We start from the raw sequence: 20,922 nt of genomic DNA on the forward strand, positions 1-20,922 counted from the left end.
ACGGATGTGGGCGCCGACGGCCGCGTGGAGTTCGCGGCCGTCGGCACCAACAAAGCGTGCGCGGTGCTCTAGCGCCTGAGCACGCGCTCGCGGGCGATCAACGTCGTGGCGCCTGCAGCGAACAGGCCGAGCATGGTCCACAGCAATGCGGCGGGACTGATTCCTGTCGTGGCAAGAATCTGCACCGGGTTTACCAGCACAGCAACGGTGGCGTCGTCGCTCGATGTGCCGGCGGGGGAGTCCGGCTCAGCGGGGTCGGTCCACGTCACCGTCGCGACGTTGGTCAACGTGCGCGGCAGGCCCTCGTCACGCACCTGCGCCGTGATGGTGATTGCGGGAGACGTCTGTCCGTAGCCGGTGTACCCGTCGAGGACGCACTCAACGACCCCGCCATACCCATCGGCATCGCGTCCCGTCACAGTGCAGGTCTGCCAGTCTGCAATAGCTGCGTCCGTGGACTCTTCGACGTCAATCGATGTCACCCGAAGGTCGTCCGAGATCGGGTCGGACAGCACCACGTCATTCGTGGCACCGTAGCCGGCGTTGGTCATGGTGAGCGTGTAGTCGACGGAGTCGCCGCGAGTCACGATGTCGGTGTTGGCGGTCTTGTCGACCTCCAGCATCACCGGTCGTGGCTCTTCACACTCTGGGGTTGCAGGCGGGTAGCTCTGCGACACCGTGGTTTCAGGGTTGATCTCGACGACCGCGAGGGCTCCGTTGCGAAGTTCATACGTCGGAAGTGACTCGTCGACGATCTGGTTCTCCCACTCGGGAGTCTCGCCAGCGACGACCGGGCGCCAACCCGGCCATGCGATGCCGACGCCGTTGGCGTCCACCGCGGCGCCTGGCCACAAGACGGCGCCTTCCTGCACGCCGTCCGTCGTGGTCTCCTGAAGCGTCTGCACCGAGATCGCCTCGCCATCGGGCACCAGGTCACCATCCGCATCCGCGTACCAGGTCACCGTGATGGGCAGGCCTGCGTCGACGTTGCGCGCGTCAATCTGGTACTCAAACCACGGGACGTCCGCGATGCAGACGGATTGAGCAGAGATGTTGATCCACTTGATGTCCACCGTGGTCGAGGACTCGTTGAGATCGTCGACCTTGGTCGGGTGCTCGTCATCGCTGCCCACCGTCGCGGTGTTCACGATCTGGTCCTTGGCCACGCCATCTACCACTGCGACCTCGAAGGAAATCTGCGGTGCGGTGGCCCCAGCGTCGAGGCTTGCGAGCTCGCAGGTCAGCGTGCCACCAAACCCGTCCTCGCTGGCGTCGGTCACCGTGCAGGTCCAGTCGTCCCCGCCGATGCTGTCCACATCAGACGTGACGGCCAGGTCGGGATCGATCACGTCGGTGACGACGACCCCGTCGGCGAAGGCGCGGGCATCGACGTTCTCGACGTCGAGGATGTAGGTGAATGACTCTCCGCCTTCGACGCGGTCCGCCGCAGTGGTCTTGGTGACGACCAGGTCCGGGCTGTCGACGGTGACGTCGTCGCTCGCGGAGTTGTCCTCATCCGTCGTTTCGGCGGTTGTCGTCGTCACGGTGGCAGTGTTTGTCACCGTTGGAACGGCGTCCTCCGAGACGGTGACCACGATGTCGAACGAGGCGGTGTTGCCCTCATCGCCGGCCGGCAACGAGGAGTCCAACGTCGCGGTGATCGCGCCGTCGTCGCCGGGACCAGCGACTGTCCAGCCCTCCGCATTGTCGACGCGCACGAAGGTCATTTCTGCGGGCAGGACGTCCGCAATGGTGACCGCGTCTGCATCGGCGTTGCCGTCGTTCGTGACCGTCAACGTGAACGCCAGCTCATCGCCAGCACGGTAGACCGCCTCCGCGTCGTGCTCCTTGGTCACGGCGATGTTGGTTTCCACGAACGGGCCGCGTGCCACCGAGTCGTCATTGTTGTCGAGGTCGGGGTCCTCGGTATCCGAGCTCACAATGGCGCTGTTGACGATCTCCGCTGTGACGCTGGAGTCGATCGTGACGTCGAACTCGAGCCACGTGGAACCGCCATCAGTGAGGGTTCCGGCGTTACTCGTGAGGACGCAGTCGACCTGTTGAGTGTCTTGTGCGTTGGGCGCGCACGTCCACACGTCGTCATCGGCTGTCGTGACGTTGCCTGCAAAGGTGAGGCCCTCGGGGAGGGTGTCAGCGATGCGGACGTTCAGTGCGTCGGACGGCCCGTCGTTGGTGATGGCAAGCCGGTAACGGCCCGTGTCGCCCGCGACGAGTTCCTCAGATGCGACAGTCTTGTCGATGCCGAGGTCGGCCTCCGTGCCCACGGCACCGGTGGTGGCGGTATCCGTGTTGTTGTCCGTTCCGGGCTCGGTGGGCTCGTCCGTGGTGGGGAAGACCGTGGCGGTGTTGAATACCGTGTCAGTCCAGCCGCTGTTGACCTCTGCGGTGACGGTCAGGTCGGGCAGGTCTGCGTCGACGCTGAGCGCGTCACCGGTCCACGTGCAGTCCAGCTCGCCGGAGTCAGGATCAACGGCGTCGCAGTCCCATCCGGCACCGGAGGTCGTGACCGAATCCCAGGCCACGCTCGCGGGCAGGGTGTCGGTGATGACGATCGGGGAGCGCGAAACCGACGGTCCGTTGTTCGTGACCGTCATGTCCCACGTGATGGGGTTACCGGCTACGTACACCGTGGCGGTAGCGACCTTCGACAGCTCGACGTCAGCGAGGGTGCTGACCGTGTCGGTGTCTGTCGTGCAGTCGTTGGACTCAACGACGTCGAAGGTGCGTGCCCCGACACAGGCCGTGTTCGCGGCGGAAGTGCCGGATTCGACGTCCGCTGCGAACGCCGCGGTGATGTCGACCGTCAGCTCACCGCCGGCCTCCACGGGACCGGCGTGCGTCAGGGTCAGGACCCCGTCAGTGTCCGGACCGTCTGTAGTCCAGCCTTCACCGTCGATGCCCTCGAAAGAGGCGCTGTCCGGAAGCGTGTCGGTAATGACGATCGGCCCAACTGCACGGTCGCTCGTCACGGAGTTGCTCACCGTCAGTGTCCACGTGGTCGAGGTGCCGGCGACGGGCTGACCCTCGTGGGACTTTTCCACAGCGAGGTCTGCGCGGTGAATCTCGACGGTTGCGTCATCCTCATCTGTGAAGACGCGATCCTTGTTGGCGGGCGCCTGAGAGGTGTCATCCATGGTGAGCGTCGCCTCGTTGGTGTGGTCGACGTCAGCCCCGGTGTTTTGCGCGGTCCAATCGAATGAGTCGTCGGTGGTCGCGACTGCCTTGTAGGCCAAGGTGACCTTGGCGCCAGCCGGCATGTCAGCGAGTTCCCACGTGAGGATGTCGCCCGTATCGGCGGCGTTCACAGCAGGGTTGATGACGACGTCCTCGATCGTCGCTGAGTCCTCGACGTAGTCAAACCCAGCCGGAAGGAGGTCCACGAGGGTGACGTCCGTACCAGTGCCGTTTCCGGTGTTCTCAAGCACCAGGGTGAAGGCGTGGTTTTCGCCGATGTAGGCAAGCGGATCGCCGGTCGTCTTCGTGACCTCTGGGGTCGGGAACTCCGGGGTCACGACAGCGTCCGCGCTGGGTCCGGTGTAGTCGCGGCGCTCGTCGTTGTCGAAACCGGGGCCGCCCGCGTGAGACGAATATCCCGTGACATCGACGTCATTGGTCAGTGCGGCATCGGTCAAGTTGATCGAGTCCGCGAGGCGCGCCGTGTACGTCAACACGCGCTCGTCGTTAGCGTTGAGCGTCAGACCCGTCCATGTGATGGTGCCGCCACCGGTGGTTGAGTCCGCGCCCGTAAGAGTGCCTCCACCCGTGATGCTTTCAGAGTCCACGATCACGCCCGTCGGAACGGCGTCGACTACCTTGACGGCTGCGGCGGCAGCGGTGCCTTCGTTGGCGACTGTGATGGAGTAGTTGACCGTGTTGCCAGGCTCAACCGAGTCTGAGTCTTCGCCGTTGACGGTCTTCGCGATCGTCACGTCGGGTTCCACGACGGTCACGGTCGCAGTCGCTTCGGATCCTGTATTCGTGGTGGTGTAGCCCGCGTTGTCGGGGGCTCCATTGAGAACGTCAGTGGTGTTCCATCGTGTGGTTGCCGTGTTGACGAGCTCGGTTTCGTCCTCATTCGAGGGGACATCGAGCACGGTGCCCGTGTAGGTGATGGAGAGAGTGCGGATGTCACCGTCTGCGCGGATGTCGCCGAACCACCATCCGTAGGTCTGGCCCGTGGATTCCAATGGGGTGCCATTGCCGGGGAGCGAGGACATGCAGTCGCCTTCAGTGTCCTCGTACTCACAAGAGACCGTCGCGTCGCCGATGCTTATGCCGGCCGGAACCGTGTCGATAATGGCCGAGTCGTAGAAGTTGACGTCTGCGGGGATGCGGACCTCGATGGTGAAATCGCGCTCTTCGCCCACGCGCGCGGTGGGCTCGTCGACAAACTTCGAGATGCCCGAGCTGATGACCTGAATGTCCGCATCAGCAGAACGAGTGAACTCCTTGCGGTCGGCGGTGGCGTCGTCGAGTGAGTATCCCTTGATGACCGCCGTGTTGTCGTACTCCGCTCCGCCAGCAGCCTCGGGGCTTACCACGACGCTGTACTTGAGCTCAATGGACTCCCTGGCGGCGAGGTCGCCAATGGTCCACGTGATGAGCGATCCCTCGCACTGGCTGTCATCGGTGACAACGCTGGCCGACGTGCCCGCGGGGATCTCGTCAAGAGTCACGTTGGTGAGTTCCACGGGGACGCAGTCGGTCACGACGGTGTCGAAGGAGGTAGGCCGGTTGTTGGAGTTGCTCGCCTCCAACGTGTAGGTGACCGCCTGGCTTGCGGTGACGGTTTCGTCATCGGCTTCCTTGGCCACGCTGGGGTTGGGCGCGACTACTCGAACGTCCGCGCCATCTGTGATGTCGGGGGCCGAGTCGCTCGTGAAGGTTGCGGTGTCGCGGCGAGCGTTATTGGGGCTGTGACCCCAATTTGACGAAGACGCGACCGCCGCGTGGAGGGTCACCGAGAACACCTGATCCGCGTCAGTGTCATTCGTGTACTCCGAAGGGAACGCAAGTTCCCCCACCGCGGGATCGAGAGCAAACCCTGTGGAGCTTGTGTCCAGCGAAGCGCCATCGAGTGAAGCGGTCGTCTTGGACTCGTCGATCGTCCAGTTGCGTGCACCGGCAAAAGCGTCGGTGAGCTTTCCGTTCAAGACCGACGTGTGAGCGGGAATGGTCACGGCATACGTGAACTCGGCGTACTCGCCGTGCACCACCTGACCGGCGTCGTTGTTGTCGGCGGTCGGACTCGTGCGCTCCTTTGTGATGGAAGCGTCAGGCAGGAAGACCTCTGAATCGTCGACGGTGCCTTCACCGTTGGTGTTGGCCTTGTCGGCGTTGTCTTCGTTGAGCGACCCGGCAGGGAAATACGTCTGTGCATCGGGGTCATCGGAGATGTTGATATCGGCCGCGTAGCTGATGATCGATGCCGTGTTCGTGAGCGAGGTGCTCACTGAAAGCGGCGCGGGAATGGTGACGTCGTACGTGAGCGTCGCACCCCCAAGCGGGACGCTCTGATCAGTCCACACGATCACCGAGCGATGGTCATTGCTGTTCGACAGTCCGTCGGGGTAGCCCGACTGGCCGGGGTCCACCACTGTGCCGCCACCACTGATTGCCGACACATCATCGGCGCTGATGCCCTGGGGCAGCAGGTCCCAAACCTCGGCGGTGACGGAGTCAAAACCAGCGCCGGAAAGGTCGATGCGGTAGGTCACGGTCTCATTCTGGGTGACCTCGATGCCATCCCGATCGGAGTTGAAGTCGTTACCGTTGCTGCTGGCAGAGCTCGCTGCATCGCGGCTAGGGTCGGCCTGGTCATCGATGCCGGTGACGGAAGCCACGCCCTTGACGAGCCCGAGTTCGGGCGTGATCTCGGCCGCAGCGAAGTCGCGCAGCGAGTAGAGGTCGCCAGTGACATTTTGCTGGCGATACTTCATCAGGTTCGCGGGCTTGTCCAGAACTGCGCCGTTAGAGGGTTCCATGACGGTCGCCCAGATATGTGCGACAAAGACCGAACCGCGTGCCACGTAGAGATCGCCGCCAGCGCCCTCTTCTCCAAGCGTCCAGTCAAAGCGGCGGCCATTGTGGACCTCCGCATCGATCACGACCGTGGACTCCGTTGCAACCGTGTGGCCTGCGTACGCTATTCCCGCAGGAAGGTAGTCAGTAACGATTGCTTCGCGTACGTCGACGCTGTCGGGGAACTCCACGCGGAGCTCGAAACAGACGGTGTCTCCCAACTGGAATCCCGTTTCTAAGCGAGAGTCAAAGCTTCCTGCCGTGCACGGGTCGACGCCCTCTGCGAGGTTCTGTTCGACTTCGTCTCGTGGCATGACCATTTTGCTGATGGTCGTGAGGTCCGTGGCGATCCCGGCGTCCGAGTCGTCCCACACCCGCTGAGTCTCCGGGTACTCATCGACGAGCGCCTCGATGGCGTCTGTAGAGGCTTCCACCTCGACATGGTTCGAGAATCCGTCTCCGGACGTCGTCGAACCAAACGCGTTGGACGTGACGTAGGCCTCGCGGTTGAGTGCCTGATACGTGATTGTGTGCGTGCCATTGGCAGAGAGGGTGCCGTCGCTGGGGCGCAGGACGACGGTGTAGGTACCGTCCGCGTGAGCCGTGGCGGAGACGATCTCGCCCCCGGTCACGGTGCCAGTCGCATCACACGCGGCAGGAGGAGTGTCACCCTCAACGATGAGCGATACACCGGCTGGTAGTAGCGGGCAGAGGCCGTTGGGGAGCGTGTCCGTGAGCACAATGTCGCTGGAGTCCATGTACTCGCTGGCGCGCAGGGTGAGTGTGAAGTCAGCAACGTTCCCGACCTCGAAGGTGGAGTCCGCGTCGTCAATCGACTTCACGACTGCGAGGTCCATCGCGTGGACCACCTCGGAGTCGTCGACCTCGACCGAGCGGGTGGTGTCGATGCGTACAACGCCCTGATAGGTGGACGTTGCGACGGCCGTGTTGGTCCAGCGATCGCCGTCGGTGGGTTCGCTGTCGCTGCCGTGGCGAGTCGACGGCCCGGTGTTGTTGTCGAGGTTCGCCGCCTGCTCTCCGGACTCGGCGGAGGGGGCGTCCTCCGCGAACAGAGCGTTTTCCTGGAGAGGGATTCCTGCCGCGTAGTGGATGTCGACCTCTTGGCCCGCAGCAAGCGTGCCAAGGTTCCACTCGACGCGGGTGTACACGTCTCCGGCGGTGAGTCCGAACTGGGCTGCTGTGCCCGCGTCGACCGCGACTGTGTCGACGGTCGAGGCCTCGGGGCAGAAGCCGCTCACCGCAGGAGTGTCTGCGAGCGACGCGGCATCGGCATATTCGGGGTTGTAGTCCCCCGTCGCGTCTTCTGCGGGGACTGAATTGTCGACCGCACCACAGCCCAAGAACTCCAGGCCAGCGGGAATGTAGTCGACGACAACCGTGTCAGCGCTGACTCCCTGAGTGGTGTTGCGCAGACTCACGGTGTACACGGTTGTCTGGTCGTGCACGCCGCGGAGCAATTCTGCTTCGGGGCTGGGTTCGCTCTTGTTGATCTCGAGTGCGACCATGCGAGCAGTGAAATCTGAGGGCGTGGCGGTGCCGGTGGCGGCTTGGGCGGCATCATCCCCAATACCTGTGGAGCCGCCGAATACGGGCAGGTAGGTGGGGTCTCCGCTGAGGGCGGCGTTCGCGGTCACAGTGAATTGAGCACCGACGGGGAAGACGATCTCGGAGTCCGTCGTTCCGTTGCCGGCTGCGGGTTGAGCGGGCTCTACCTCGACGGTGCCGTTGAAGGCAGCAGTGGAGGGAAGGTCTGACACGTCTTCCCACACCCAGCGGACAATGCCGTCCGGAATCGCGGGGGAAAGATCGCTTGTGGAGTCGAACACTGTGGGCTCACCCATGCTTGACTCGACGAACTCGATGCCGACCGGAACGTCCAGGTAGACGCCCAGGTTGAAGCCATCGGTGGCGCCGGGGTTCGACGCCCTCACGCTGAGCGTGGTGGTTTCGCCGGCAAGCACCGTGCCGGAACCGTCCGCGGTGACCTCGACTGCGGGCGCGGTCGCAGCCGCCGCAGGAGTCGTGGACACGGTTGTGGTCAACATCACAGCGATGAGGGCAGCCAGCAGCATTGCTGACCATCCTCGGACGTGTCCGTTATACGTATTTTGTGTGTAAAAGTCCTGGAAAAAGCGCATCTTCTGTGTTTCCCTCAGCGAAGTGTGAAAGAACATCGTAACTGTCAAATCACTGTGAGAAATACCACGCCTTAGGGGCGCCGGTTTCCACCGGGCGAGCCGGGCGCCGACGCGTGGCTACACGAGCGACGCCGAGTTCAGGACACGTCGAGCTGAAAGTACGCGACGTCGATCCACCGATCGAACTTGAGTCCTGCTTCCATGAGCGTCCCCATTTCCCGGAAACCCAAGGACTGGTGGAGGCCGACAGACGCGTCGTTCGGCAGCGCGATCAGCGACACCGCGCTGTGCGCATGCGACTTACGAAGCGCGTCTAGCAGCGCCGTGTAGAGCGCACGGCCCGTTCCGCGTCCGCGAGCTTCCGCGCCCAGGTAGATCGTTGTCTCGACCGTGTGGAGGTAGGCGGCGCGCGGACGGTACGGCGAGGCATACGCGTAGCCCACGGGCGCCCCGTCCTCCTCCGCCACAAGGTAGGGCAGATCCTTGTCGAGGATGGCGCCCATGCGCTCGGCGATGGTGTTGGCGGACACCTCGTCGTACTCAAACGTGATGACGGTGTCGCGCACGTAAGGGTTGTAGAGCGCGGCGATGGCTGCGGCATCGTCCGTCGTTGCGGGCCTGATCATGTCTCTATTGTGCGTCAGCGGGCCGGGAGTCTTCGCCGAGGTCGAACGCACCGGCGTCGTCGAGCGCGTCGTCGATGACATCCTCGGCGGCAGCCATGACCTGTTTGGCTGCCTCCATGGCTTCCTCCGCCTCGTCCGCCAAGGCGGCCGCAGCATCGGCCGTCATGGAGCGAAGCTCCCGGACATCCGCGCCCGTGAAGGCGTAGTCGTCCGGTGACGGCGCTTCGGGAGCGGTGGTGAGGGTCGATGCATCGGCTGGGATCTCAACAACGACGGGGATAGTGGTGGTCGGGATGGCCGTGGGCTCGGTGCCGCGGCGGGCAGGGCGGCGTAGGTAGTGCCACGCGGCGAGGGCGGTGACGATTCCCACGACTCCGGCGGCGGCGGTGATCGCGAAACCCGCGGAGGCGCCGTGGCCGTCGATCGCGGCACCTGCGCCCCACGCGCCGATCGCCACACCCAGGTCGATGCCCGTGCGGGTCCAGGTCATGCCCTCGGTCATGCGGGCGCGCGACACCGACTGGTGCACAAGCGAGTCGCCAATCACCATGTTCGGAGCGATGAACAGCCCCATGCCGAAGAGCAGGCCACTGAGGACAAAGAACGACGGCGCGAAGATCAGCATGGCCGCGAACGTTCCTGTCGCTGCGACGCCGAGCACCAAGCGCGTGGCGAGCGAACGGCGCCACGCGATCACACCGTAGGACAGCCCGCCCACGAGCGATCCGACGGACCACACGGCGAGGACCAGCCCGGACATCTCCTTGGCGTGAGCGCCTTCCGCGAAGGCCACGACCGCGGCATCGATCGACGCAAACATCGCGCCCTGCGTGAGGAAGATGAGCGCGGCAACGGCCACCGTGGGTGTGGTGAGCAGGAGGTTGCCCGCGAACGGATTGCGGTAGCGGCGCACCTGTCGCACCACGGAGGTGTCGACGTTCGGCAGGGCCGCGCCCACTCCGGCGGCGGCCGGGGTGACGGCGAGGGACGCTTCGGTCAGTCCGGCATCGGCGCTATTGCGGCGCACGGGGGGTTCGGTCGCCTTGAGCGCGAGGAATGCGTAGCCGCCCACCGCGAGCGAAACGACGGCGATGACCGAGGGCAGCCAGGATGCGACGGACACCGCGAGGACTGTGGACAACGCCGGTCCGCCAATCCACAGCAGCTGCTCGAGCGAGGACTCCAGGGAGAACGCCGTGGCCAACTGGCGGTCGTTCTTCACCGTGTGGGTCCACCGTGCGCGCGTCAGGGTCGATTGCGAGCCGCCGGCTGCGAAGGTGGGGGTGATCAGGAGCGCGATCCACAGTGGCTGGCCGGTCAGGACCACTACGAGCATGGCAACACGGCCTGCGATCGCGATCGCGTAGCCCCAGCGCAGCACGGCTGCCTGGCCCCGAGCGTCGACAAGCCGGGCCACCTGTGGAGCAATCAGCACATAGGACACGGAGATGGCGGCCAGCATGATGCCGCCAGCGGCATAGGAGTCGTACTCCATCTGCACCAGCAGGAACGTGGCGAGGCCGGTCATGCCCATCTGAAGACGGGCAATGAGGCCCCACAGAGCGAAGGCCCGGGCTCCGGGCAGCGAGAGAATCTCGCGGTAGCGCGACAACACAGCAGAACATCCTTGGAGACGAAAGGTGTCCTTGAGCAAGGGGCAGAAGTGACTGCTTGCCTGGGTGGGGACTGCGTCCGGGCGGACCCGGGCGGTTGCCACAACACCTGCGCGATGTGGCCAGCGCATCACCCGCTCAGATGGGGCGACGGCGATAATCCTGACATACGAATATTGGTGCTCGTGACCAGTTTTCCAAGAATTTTTCAGCGAGGAAAGCGCAGGTAAAGCGGCGGTTACCCGCGACTTGGTGAATCGGCGGGGAACGCGCCCGTCAGGTCAAGAAATGCCCCGATCGGGGGCCGTGTTTGCCGGGCCCGGCGGTGGAGGCGGGAAAGGCGGCGCCTGTATCCGGCTCCCCGGTAGTGAGGCTGGGTGTTTGGTGAGGTACCGGGGCATCGGGATCTTGTCCGCAAAGCGCATCATGAGCGAGCCGACGAAGGCGAGTATGAGGACATACGCGGCTGCGAACGGACCCAGCTGTGACTCCACGCCCGCGGCGACACCCAATCCCGCGATCACGATCGAGAATTCTCCGCGCGGGATGAGGGACAGGCCCGTACGCCACTGACCGCGAGGGCCGATGCCGTTGCGCCTGGCCGCGTAGATGCCAGTACCGATCTTGGTGACCGCGGTGACGAGGGCCAGGATCAAGGCGGGGACGAGGACGGGGATGAGGTCCCGTGGGTCGATGCCGATTCCGAAGAAGACAAAGAAGAGTCCACCGAAGACGTCGCGCAGCGGCGGCAGCAAGCCGCGTACGTCGTCGGCCACCTGGCCCGACAGCGTGAGCCCCAACAGGAAGGCGCCCACGGCAGCGGAAACCTGGACAGCATCGGCCAGTCCCGCCACGAGGAAGGTGAGGCCAAGAACCGTCAGCAGCAGGAGTTCGCGCGAGTGCGAATGCACCAGCGAGGACACACGTTCTGAGTAGCGAATCGACACCACGAAGGCGAGTACGACGAGGCTCAGCGCGATGGCCGCGGCAACGGCGCCCTGAAGCAGCGTCGCGCCCACAAGGACGACGCCCGTGATGGGCAGGAACACCGCCATCACGATGTCCTCCATGACGAGGATGCTCAGCAGGACGGGAGTCTCGCGGTTGGCGATGCGATCGAAGTCGTCGAGCAGGCGCGCAATGATGCCGGAGGAAGAAATGTAGGTGATGCCCGCCAGGAGCAACGAGGCCGTGGGCGACCAGCCCAGGATGAGGCCCATCGCGAACCCGGGGATTCCGTTGGCGACGCCGTCGAGCAACCCGGCAACCCAGTTGGAGCGAAGCCCATTTCGGAGATCGCGGGGTGAGTACTCGAGGCCGAGCAGAAGCAGGAGTAGGACCACGCCAATTTCCGCGCCTATCTCGAGGAATTCTTCACCCGCGGACACGGGGATAAGGCCGCCTTCACCCATGAGGAGGCCGGCGAGCAGGTAGAGAGGGATCGAGGGAATGCCGATGCGGTGCGCGATACGCCCAAGCCCCGCAAGCACGAGCAGGATGATTCCCAGCTCGATGAGCACTTCTCCCGCGTGAGACGCTTCCGGCTCCGGAAGCACCTCAAACGCGACCCCTGTCAGCACGGCCTCAACCCGTCAGAATTCGAGTGGCCTGACTGACAGCCTTGGCGCTTCCCATGATGAGCACGGTGTCCCCGGCCTCGAGAAGGAACTCGGGGCCCGGTCCGGGCAGGCCGGTTTCACCGCGGATGATGGCCACCACGGAGGCGCTCGTCTCGGTCCGGATGCGGCCATCGGCAATGGTCTGGCCCGTGAGTCCGCCGCGTGCGGGCATCGTGATCCACTCGATCGCGAGGCCTTCTACGTTGTGGCGCAATGACTCGAGGCGCGCGGTGATGGATGTGCCGCCGAGGAGTTCGGCGAGTTTGGCCGAGTCGCCCTCGGTCAGTTCGACGGTGCCGCTGCAGGAGTCCGGGTCATCCCGGTCGTACAAGGCGAAGTCGCGCTTGCCGTCTCGCCGCACCACCACGCCGACGTGGTCTCCGCTTTCTGCTTGGAACTCGTACCGGACGCCGATGCCCGGAAGCGGAGTCTCGTAGATGTCCATGCGGGACAGTCTGGCACGCGGGGTGTGTTGAGGACGGGAAACTGGGCGCAGTCAGCGCCCGGTGGTACTCACGCCTCGTGGGCGAGTCCCAGTTCGATGAGGCGCTCCCAGGCCATGCGCAAAAGGTAGGGATCGTCGATCTCGATGTAGCGCAGCGCGGCGTACAACTGGAAGGCCTCGGCGCGGCGCCTCGTGCTGACGGACGCGCGGCCATACCCGGCCCAGAATTGGTCGCGCACATGGTCAGGCACCATATTGAGTGCGCAACCCACGTCCGCGGCCGGGTCGCCCGCACCAAAGTTGTGCCACAGCAGGAGACCCGCGAAAGCGCCCTGGTCGGAGCTCACCGAGCGCGGTTCAATGCGTCCGTGCGTCCAGGTCGCCGGGACGTCGATCGGTTCATCCACGAGTGACTCGAAGCGGTCCAAGATGGTTGCCGTATCCAGGACGCGGTTCTCGGGCGACACCGTTTCGCCGACGCGCTCGACGAGCAGAGCGAATCGTTCAAGACGTTCGGGCAAGCCGATGCTGGTGCGAGGATTCTGCGGCGTTCCCTTGGGGGCTGGGGAGTGAACTTCCCGCAGCGCCCGCGCGAACGGAACCACAGCATCGTCCCTCAGCGGCACGAACGAAACGGTCGATGACGAGATCCACTTCACAATCACCCAGTCCCACGGGAACCCGTGGCCGGCGACGCCCCGCGCGAGCGGTGCGGAGGCCGGAAATGACCAGGCCTTCATGGGTGTCGCGATGAGATCGGTGACGCGTCCGTAGAGGTCTGCGTGGGCCTGAACGCGAGGGAAGATGGCGCCGTAGTCGTCGCCAATGCGCATCGCGAAGTGGTCTTCGAGCGTGTAGCGGCGGCCCAGTTCACGGTCGGCCAACCACGGGAACTGCTCGTCGATGAGCGCCCGAACGGTGTCGTCTGAGATGTACAGCGGTTCGTCAGCGCGGGGTGCGGTGTCCACCACTGCGGTCAGTCCTGTTCCCGGCGCGCCCGCCAGTCGCGTGCGAGCAGACCGTAGATGGCGTCGTCGCTCACCTCGTCGTCCACCCAGTAGGCCTCCCGCCGAATGCCCTCGGCCATGAAGCCAATCCGTTCGAGCACGCGAACCGACGCAATGTTGTGCGGGTGCGTCGATGCCTCAATGCGGTGCACCCCTAGGTCAAAGACCGCATAGTCGACCAGCCGCGCGGTCGCCTCGGTCGCGTAGTGCTGGCCGCGAGCCCAGGGGTGAAGCGTGAAGCCGACCTCCGCGGTCTTACCGTTGCCGCTGAGGTGCAGTCCCACATCGCCGAGCACCTTGTCGTCACGACGGCGCACCACGGCGAGCTGATACCAGTGACCAGGCACGGGGCCCGGGCGCGAGGTGATCTCCGCGATCAGTTCACGTGCTCGTTCAACGGGGTAGGGCGCTCGCCATGCCTGGTAAAGAGCGGTGGTGGTGTCCGACCGGCGCTCTGCGAGGTCTTCCGCATCATCCAGCGTCATGGCGCGCAAGATCAGGCGGTCGGTCTCAAGGGGCGCGAAGGTGGGCTCCATGACCCCACGCTAGCCGACGGACCCGCCGGAGCGTCGGGTGGCGTCTCGCAAGGCCTTGAGGCCAGGCTTTCGGTAGCGCGGGTCTTCCATGGCTGCCAGTGTCACGGCGTAGTGGAGGGCCTCGGCGCGAACGTGCTTGCGTCCGGCGGAGCTGGCGATGAAGGATGCCGCTTCGACCGTCGCACTCCCCGCGTAGGCCTCGACCATGGGCGCGACGTTGCTGCGGCCCACGAGGACTGCGGCCTGTCCGAGGTCCGTGGCCGGTGATCCGACGGCGGCGTCTCCCCAATCGAGGATTCCCGCGAGCCGGCCGCCTGCGGTGAGGACGTTCTCACCGTGCAGATCGAGGTGGGTCCACGTCCGCGGAGCGGCGGGTGTGCCGAGGGCGGAGTGGAAGATCGCGCGAAGCGGCTCGGCGACGATGTCGGAGTCACGTTCGACCAGCTGCAGGCGGGTCGTGAAGATCTCGGTGCGCTCGCTCAGCGACGTTGACCGGAACGGATTGACCGGCGCATCGTCGGGAGCGCTCTGGTGAACCTGCGCAAGTGCGCGGCCCAGGTCGCGTGCGCCCTCCACGGAGAAGGGTGCGTCGAAGGCGACCTCTCCGTGAATCCACGGGACCACGGCCCAACGCCACGGATAGCCCTGACCAGGCTGGCCGACGCGTCGGGCCACAGGAGCAGGAAACGTCCAGTTGGCACCAATGATGGGAAGCCAATCCAGTTCCGTTCCTGCGATCCGGGCGGCGAGTTCGCGCCGCGGCAGGCGAACTGCAAGGGCGGGGCCCAAGCGGTAGGTGACGTTGTCCCACCCCTCTGCGCGTTGCCCGAGTGGCAAGAGGGCAAGATCCGGGTGCTGCTCGGCCAAGAGCGCGCGCACGAGCGCGTCATCGATCTCGACCTCCGCCTCCGGAGTGGCCATCGTCGTCATGGCCACCACGGTAGCGTCCCTGTTCGCGTTCGTTTCGATAGAGGTCTCGTTGTGTCCGAGACGTGACCTGGACGGGGCCCGCTGCGACGGTGGCTTTAACCCAGGAGGGTGTCCCCGATGAAGCCGCCCTCACTGCACCCCGGCGGGATCGCAAACACCGCGGATCCGATGGGGGTTGTCCAGGTGTTGAGCAGGTCCGCTTCCGCCAGACGTTGCTGAATGGGCAAGAACTGGCGAGTGACGTCAGCCTGATAGGACGCGAACAGTAAACCTGACTCCGAGACGCCATCACCGCTCGGTGGGACGTCGTAGTTGTAGCCGCGCCGGAAGATCACCTCGTCAGGGTTGACGGGGCGTGCCCGCGCGATGTGAGACACGGGGGAGATGACGGTGTGCCCGGACTCAGTGGTCGCTTCGAAGTCCGGCTCGTCGCCTTCACGCTCCCCGGTCAATGGCGCGCCGTCAGAGATTCGCCGACCTACCGAGAATGAGCGTCCAGTTGGATCGACCTCATCCCAGGTGTCGAGGTCGAGGCGGGTGCGGCGCAGCACCAGTGATGTACCGCCATCGAGCCATCCCGAGCGGTTCCACACTGCCGCGTCGAACTCGGACGTTCCTGGTTCAGGATTGGTGGTGCCGTCGACTTGGCCAAAGAGGTTGCGCATCGTGGTTCCCGAGACTTCGGAGCCATAGGCGCGGCGAAAGCCGTCTTGTCGCCAGCGCACTGATGCGAAGGAGCGGGAGTCTTTCAGGAGCATGCGCGCGGCGTGAGCAACAGTGACTGGATCATCGGCTGCGATGAGCAGCAGCAGATCGCCGTCGTTGAACGCTGGGTCCAGGTCGTCAATGTCGAATGCGGGCAGCGGCGCAAGCCACGAGGGTGCCGCGCCCCCAGCGACAGACACGAACCGGGGCCCAAAGCCGAACGTCACGGTGAGGCCCGCGGGAGTCTGTGCCAACTCGGGCTCGGTATCCGCGAGGGCGCCACGGCCCTCCATGAGTCGCGCGGCATCGTCAGACAGGACTCGCATCAGGCGCGCCAGAGCCCCACGGTCGACCCCTGTGTTCAGGTCCAACGCAATGAAGGACGCGTACGCGGTCACCGGCGTCGCGATTCCTGATTGATGTTCGCCATGAAAGGCGTACGTGACCGCGCCGTTCAGCCCTGTGGTGTCCGGAGTGGGCTGGGGTGCGCTCGCGGCGAGTGCGACGCGGTCGGTCGTGACGGCCACGGCAGCGCCGAGCCCGGCGGCAGCGCCTCCGAAGAGGAGCCGCCGCCGGGTGGTGCCGTGGCCCGAGGGGTGATCGGGCTCAGTCATGGCTAGTGGTCGTGACCGTCGTGGTCATCCTCCGAGTGGTCCATGGAGTCGTCCTCCATCGAGTCGTGGTCCATCGAGTCGCCCTCCATCGAGTCGTGGTCGTGGTCGCCGTGGTCCTCGACATACTCCTCGTTAGCGCCGGAGAAGTCCTTCGCCACGGTGTCCATCTGGACCGTGTCGCCGGATGCAAACTCGAGTTCCACGGTCACTTCAGCGCCCGCTTCAATGGGTTCGGTGACGTCCATGAGCATGATGTGGTTGCCGCCTGGCTCGAGCACGAGGGTCTCGCCGGGTTCGATCGTGAATCCGCCTTCTTTCTGCGACATCGACATGCTGCCTTCGTCGTCTGCCGACGTCTCGTGAAGCTCGACGACATCGGACACGTCGGTAGCGGCGGCGACGAGCGTGATGGCGTCGTCTCCGTCATTGGTGATCTCGCCAAAGCTGGCCGTCATGCCTTCGTCGGCGGTCTTGGTCCAGGCGTCGACGATCGAGATTTCGGTGGCAGCCGCGGCCGCGTCGTCGCCGGCTTCGGTGGAATCGTCAGTAGCGCAGGCCGTAAGTGCCAGGACGGACACGGCGGCCAAAGCGCCAAGGCGGGTGCGGGTGGGGACAGTAAACATAGGTAATTCTCCAGTCAAGTAGGGGCAATTTCACCCCAAGGGTCAGCAAAATAGGTGGGCGCCAAGAGGGCGCTTCGCGATGGCCGGACTAACCGGCGAGGCTGACGCTGACGGGAGGGCCGCGGAGGCCGCGGCCACTGGTGACGGGACTAGTACATGGGGCCAATGCCGGGTGCGGGGAAGCAACAACGCGGCCCGGACGACGGGGAACCACGATGGGTTCCGTGAGGCGATGAACAGGAGCAAGCAGCGCCCGCATGGCATCGAGTGCGCGGGCGAGCGCCCAGTCCAGGCGCGCCAGCAGTGCGGTGGTGACCACACCGGCAGCGATGTGCGCCACGGTCATTGCGACGCCGCCGTGCGCACCGTGCGCGCTCACCTGGCCTGCCGCGACAACGAGATCACCGGGCGCGACGTGATGGGCGTGGCCCGAGGAGGAGCTCATGGCCCCGCCGGAACCGACGACGAACAGTGAGTGGAAGAGCGCCTGGCTGGCAGTCACCCCAAGAGCGGTGCGCCACCAGGAGTTCATGCGATTGCCCAGGTGCCAGCACACGATGAGCGACAGGGCGAAGGGCACGAGGAGGCCCGTCAGCGAGGGAGCGAAGCCGCCTCCAAGGACGTGGGACCCGAGCGCAACGCCCGTGGCGACGGTCGCAGCGACGAGCGCGCGCATTGCTTGCGCGCGGCGCGATAGCGTTCCTTGGCCCCAGTTCACCGGACGATTCTTACACAGGCGACCCGAGCATCGGCCCTCTGGCCACGCACCGCAGCGCAACTATCCCCGGTGGGTCGAGGCGCCCATGCGGCGCACGGCCTCCGTGATGATTTCGCCGTGTGTGGCGATATTGAGGCGGACGTGGCCCGCGCCACCGGCTCCGAAGGTGGGGCCGGAGTTCAGCGCGACGCGGGCGTGCTCGAGGAAGTGTGCGGAGGGGTCCCCGCCCAGCTCGAGCCCCGTGCAGTCGATCCACGTCAGGTAGGTCGCCTGAGGCACGCGATAGGTCGCACCGGCGAGGTGCTCATCGACGAGGGTGCCGAGTAGCCGGCGGTTGGTGTCGAGTCCCTCAAGGAGGGCATCGAGCCAAGGCCCGCCGTGGCGGTACGCCGCCGTTTGGGCGAGCGTGCCGAAGTGCGTGGGCCCGTGGTGCGTCGAGGACGCATAGCGAGCCAGTTCTGCCTGACGCGCGGTGCCACCGATGACGATCGCGGCCGGAATACCAGCGAGGTTCCATGCCTTCGAGGCCGCCATGATCGAGAATCCGCGCTCGCCGCCGGTGACCGACAGGTATGGCACAAACTCAGCGTCGGAGTAGACGATGGGGGCGTGGATCTCGTCGACCACCACTGCCACGCCGTACTGATCGGCAAGGGCCGCGACGCGTTCCAGTTCCTCGCGGGTGTGTGCCACGCCCGTGGGGTTGTGAGGGCTGCACAGCAGGTACGCAGCGGGCTTGCCATCTGCCGTAGCGGCGCGGAAGGCCTCCTCGAGTGTGCCGAAGTCCAGGCGCAGATCGGCGCCCAGCGGCGCATCGGTGATCTGGCGGTCGGCGGCCTTGAGATAGGAGAAGAACGGCGGGTACACCGGCGGATTGACGACGACCTTCGACCCAGGTTCCGTCACCATCGTGATGACGTCGACGTAACCCGTGATGACATCGGTCACGGTGACCATCTGGCCGGGAGAGACGTTCCAGCCCCACCGCTCGGCGGAAAACTCCGCCAACGCCTCGGTGTAAGCAATGCCCGATGCGTATCCCAGGTCCCCCGAGTGCACTGCGCGTGCGAGCTCTTCCCGGACGGGATCTGCGAGCTCAACATCCATCTCTGCGACCCATAGCGGCAGCACGTCCGCGTCATACTTGCGCCACTTTGCACTGGTGCGTGAGCGGAGCTCAGGCAGGGTCAGCGCGGTGAGCGGATTGGGCACAGTCGTCTCTTGGGTGGGCAGGGCCATTGTCACACTGTGGCAATGGCGAGACGTTGGCGCAAGTGCGTGTGAGCCGATTCACTGCCGCGACCCAAGCCATTGGCGGTGTGCCGGGCCGATGCTGGGGCCGGCCGCGCCGTAGTCTCACCCTATGAATGGGCACAGGGCGACACGGCGGCGCGACGATGCGGGACGCGTGCCGATCGGGGCGATTCTGACCATTCTGATTCTCGCTGGCGCCGGCTATGGCGCGTACTGGTTCCTCGGCGAGTACGGCTTCATCGAAACGGGCACGGGTTCTGAAGATTCCACCGACGGAGTGGCCGAGGGCGAAGTGTCCGGTGAGGCGCCCCCTTGGCTCGATACCAGCCAGTACGTCATGCCGGCCACCATCGAGGCCAGCGGCGACCGTCCGGCAATGTATGAGGCTCCTTCATGGCTGTGGGACGTCAACGACAGCTCGTGGGACATGACGGTGATTCGCGAGGGCGAGGGGGACGGCGAAGAGGCGCTCGCGGAACGCCAGAGCCTCGTGTTGGTCAGCCCCACTGACGACCTGTTCCTTGTCACCGAAGAACTGCGCAATGACTACCTGATGTCGGTCGCGCACTGGGACCCGGATATTGACGTGGCGTGGATGCGTCGTGGCGGCCGGCCTGGCGCCACGGTCATGACAGCGCTCGACCTGCCCAGCGGTGAGGCCGAGTCCCAGTGGGGCGACGGCGCCGTTCCCAGCGTGAACAACGTCGATGGCGACATCGTCAATGTGGGGTACATCGGCCTGCAGCCGGACGGACTCGAACTGTGGGAATCCTTCACCGACAGTAACTATGCGACTGGGCTCTTTTGGCGCGACGAGGAAGAGTTTGTTCCGTCATTGATTGAGTCGCGCATCGAGCGCATGTCCGCACAAGGATTCGGCGAGGGCGACGGGGTCGAGGCGTGGCTCGACATCAACGACATGCGGGCGGTCTATCACGGCACCTGGCACAGCGACGATGGCGAAGCCCAAGACGAGGAGTGGATAGTCCACGACCTCAGCGACGACTCATTCGAAGAGGTCAACGTGCAGGTGCCCTTCTACGGCTGCACGCCCACGGATGCGATTCGTCGCGGCACGTTCGCCGGAAACCTCATCATCGCGGACTGTGATGGGACGGAGTACCTGCTGGATCCGTATGACGGGGCGCTTCCCCAGAACAACGGTTAGCGAGCAGGGCGTCGCGGAACGCATCGATGTCGACGTGGCAGGCGGTGAGTCCTGCGGCGTCGAGCGCGACCTCGTAGGAGTCGCGACATTTCTCAAGGACAAGCGGAAGTTGCTTGCCCTTGATCGCCTCGGTGAGGTCGGCGTCAAGTTCATTGCGGTGAAGCAGCGTGAAGGGACCGTCGAGGGTCTCGACCATGCGGTCCCACGCTGGCTTGCGGCGCACCGGGGAGTGAGTGATGTCGCACAGCGCGCACTCGCGGCGGTGCAGCATGTGCCCCACGACATAGGAAATCTCACCGCGAAGCCCGCCGTCCGCGTCGTAGATGCCGACATACGACGTTGTGTGTTCAGCCATAGAGCGTGAACGCCCGCGCGCCACGATTCCTTCCCGCTAACCCCATCATTGGTTTGACACAAGTTTGTTGCCCACGTGGCGCACGTGACGGTTGTGACAGTCACACCAGCACCTGTGTGCACGTGCGTCACAGCGTTGTGTCAAACCGATGGGGAAAAGCGGCGAGGGCCGATGCTTTAGTCAAGTAGAGCGCGAATCGCGGCGGCCGCACGGGCCGGGGCCTCGGAGTCCGTGTCGAGGAAAAGGCTCGGCTCGGATTCCGGGTGAGCTCCCCAACACATTTCGGGTGCATTTGGTGAGTGGAAGACTTGTCAACGCTGGAATGCCGCACCAACATCGAATGGATACCCTGATGAGGGTAGGGCGGTGAAGACGTGAGGGCTCTGATCCGCCGCAATGTCCGGCGGGATGTATGAAGTGCAGTCTCGGATAAACTTACTGACTTTGCACTGCGAAGGATGGGTTGCTACCATGCGAAGTCGTGGCCACACTGGGTCACATGCCCGGG

The 20,922-nt window shown here is 65.0% G+C and carries 14 protein-coding genes; 1 reads left to right on the forward strand and 13 read right to left on the reverse strand.

All coding sequences use genetic code 11. The features are described from left to right. Positions 1-68: 68 nt before the first annotated feature. From AOP74_RS05685 to AOP74_RS05740, 12 genes are all read right to left on the reverse strand, one after another. Positions 69-8,135, reverse strand: coding sequence for an isopeptide-forming domain-containing fimbrial protein (locus AOP74_RS05685; protein ID WP_061961359.1), 8,067 nt, complete (start codon positions 8,133-8,135; stop codon positions 69-71). Positions 8,136-8,338: 203 nt separating this feature from the next. Next, complete coding sequence (locus tag AOP74_RS05690) at positions 8,339-8,827, reverse strand: GNAT family N-acetyltransferase (protein ID WP_061961360.1); 489 nt, start codon at positions 8,825-8,827, stop codon at positions 8,339-8,341. A gap of 4 nt (positions 8,828-8,831) precedes the next feature. Continuing rightward, complete coding sequence (locus AOP74_RS05695; protein ID WP_061961361.1) at positions 8,832-10,442, reverse strand: MFS transporter; 1,611 nt, start codon at positions 10,440-10,442, stop codon at positions 8,832-8,834. 279 nt (positions 10,443-10,721) lie between these two features. Next, positions 10,722-12,020 carry a cation:proton antiporter gene (locus AOP74_RS05700; protein WP_152649185.1) on the reverse strand — a complete coding sequence of 433 codons (1,299 nt, stop codon included), beginning with the start codon at positions 12,018-12,020 and terminating at the stop codon, positions 10,722-10,724. 4 nt (positions 12,021-12,024) lie between these two features. Continuing rightward, positions 12,025-12,504 carry a cation:proton antiporter regulatory subunit gene (locus tag AOP74_RS05705; protein WP_061961362.1) on the reverse strand — a complete coding sequence of 160 codons (480 nt, stop codon included), beginning with the start codon at positions 12,502-12,504 and terminating at the stop codon, positions 12,025-12,027. A 68-nt stretch (positions 12,505-12,572) separates the two neighbouring features. Next, positions 12,573-13,475 (reverse strand): phosphotransferase, encoded by a 903-nt coding sequence (locus tag AOP74_RS05710; RefSeq protein WP_061961363.1) that lies wholly within the window; start codon positions 13,473-13,475, stop codon positions 12,573-12,575. A gap of 5 nt (positions 13,476-13,480) precedes the next feature. Then, positions 13,481-14,047: a GNAT family N-acetyltransferase gene (locus AOP74_RS05715; protein WP_061961364.1), complete on the reverse strand. Its 567-nt coding sequence runs from the start codon at positions 14,045-14,047 to the stop codon at positions 13,481-13,483. 9 nt (positions 14,048-14,056) lie between these two features. After that, entirely contained in the window at positions 14,057-14,977 is a 921-nt protein-coding gene (locus tag AOP74_RS05720) for a phosphotransferase (protein WP_152649186.1), read from the reverse strand. 95 nt (positions 14,978-15,072) lie between these two features. Then, the gene (locus tag AOP74_RS05725) at positions 15,073-16,296 is read right to left on the reverse strand and encodes a Dyp-type peroxidase (protein WP_061961366.1); all 1,224 of its coding nucleotides are present in this window, start codon (positions 16,294-16,296) and stop codon (positions 15,073-15,075) included. Between the two features lie 2 nt (positions 16,297-16,298). Continuing rightward, on the reverse strand, positions 16,299-16,919 hold the full coding sequence (locus AOP74_RS05730) for a copper chaperone PCu(A)C (RefSeq protein ID WP_061961367.1): 621 nt from the start codon (positions 16,917-16,919) through the stop codon (positions 16,299-16,301). Positions 16,920-17,007: 88 nt separating this feature from the next. Further along, entirely contained in the window at positions 17,008-17,637 is a 630-nt protein-coding gene (locus AOP74_RS05735; protein ID WP_152649187.1) for a hypothetical protein, read from the reverse strand. A gap of 60 nt (positions 17,638-17,697) precedes the next feature. Further along, positions 17,698-18,876 (reverse strand): MalY/PatB family protein, encoded by a 1,179-nt coding sequence (locus tag AOP74_RS05740; RefSeq protein WP_061961369.1) that lies wholly within the window; start codon positions 18,874-18,876, stop codon positions 17,698-17,700. Positions 18,877-19,000: 124 nt separating this feature from the next. On the opposite strand from AOP74_RS05740, the gene AOP74_RS05745 reads away from it, so the two are divergent. Next, positions 19,001-20,059, forward strand: coding sequence for a hypothetical protein (locus tag AOP74_RS05745; RefSeq protein ID WP_152649188.1), 1,059 nt, complete (start codon positions 19,001-19,003; stop codon positions 20,057-20,059). Here AOP74_RS05745 and AOP74_RS05750 read toward each other — a convergent pair. Continuing rightward, complete coding sequence (locus AOP74_RS05750; protein ID WP_061961371.1) at positions 19,986-20,414, reverse strand: hypothetical protein; 429 nt, start codon at positions 20,412-20,414, stop codon at positions 19,986-19,988. The two genes, AOP74_RS05745 and AOP74_RS05750, sit on opposite strands and share 74 nt — an antisense overlap. Positions 20,415-20,922 lie beyond the last annotated feature (508 nt).

Origin of the sequence: Demequina flava (assembly GCF_000975035.1) — a bacterium.
GTDB classification, from domain to species: Bacteria; Actinomycetota; Actinomycetes; order Actinomycetales; family Demequinaceae; genus Demequina; species Demequina flava.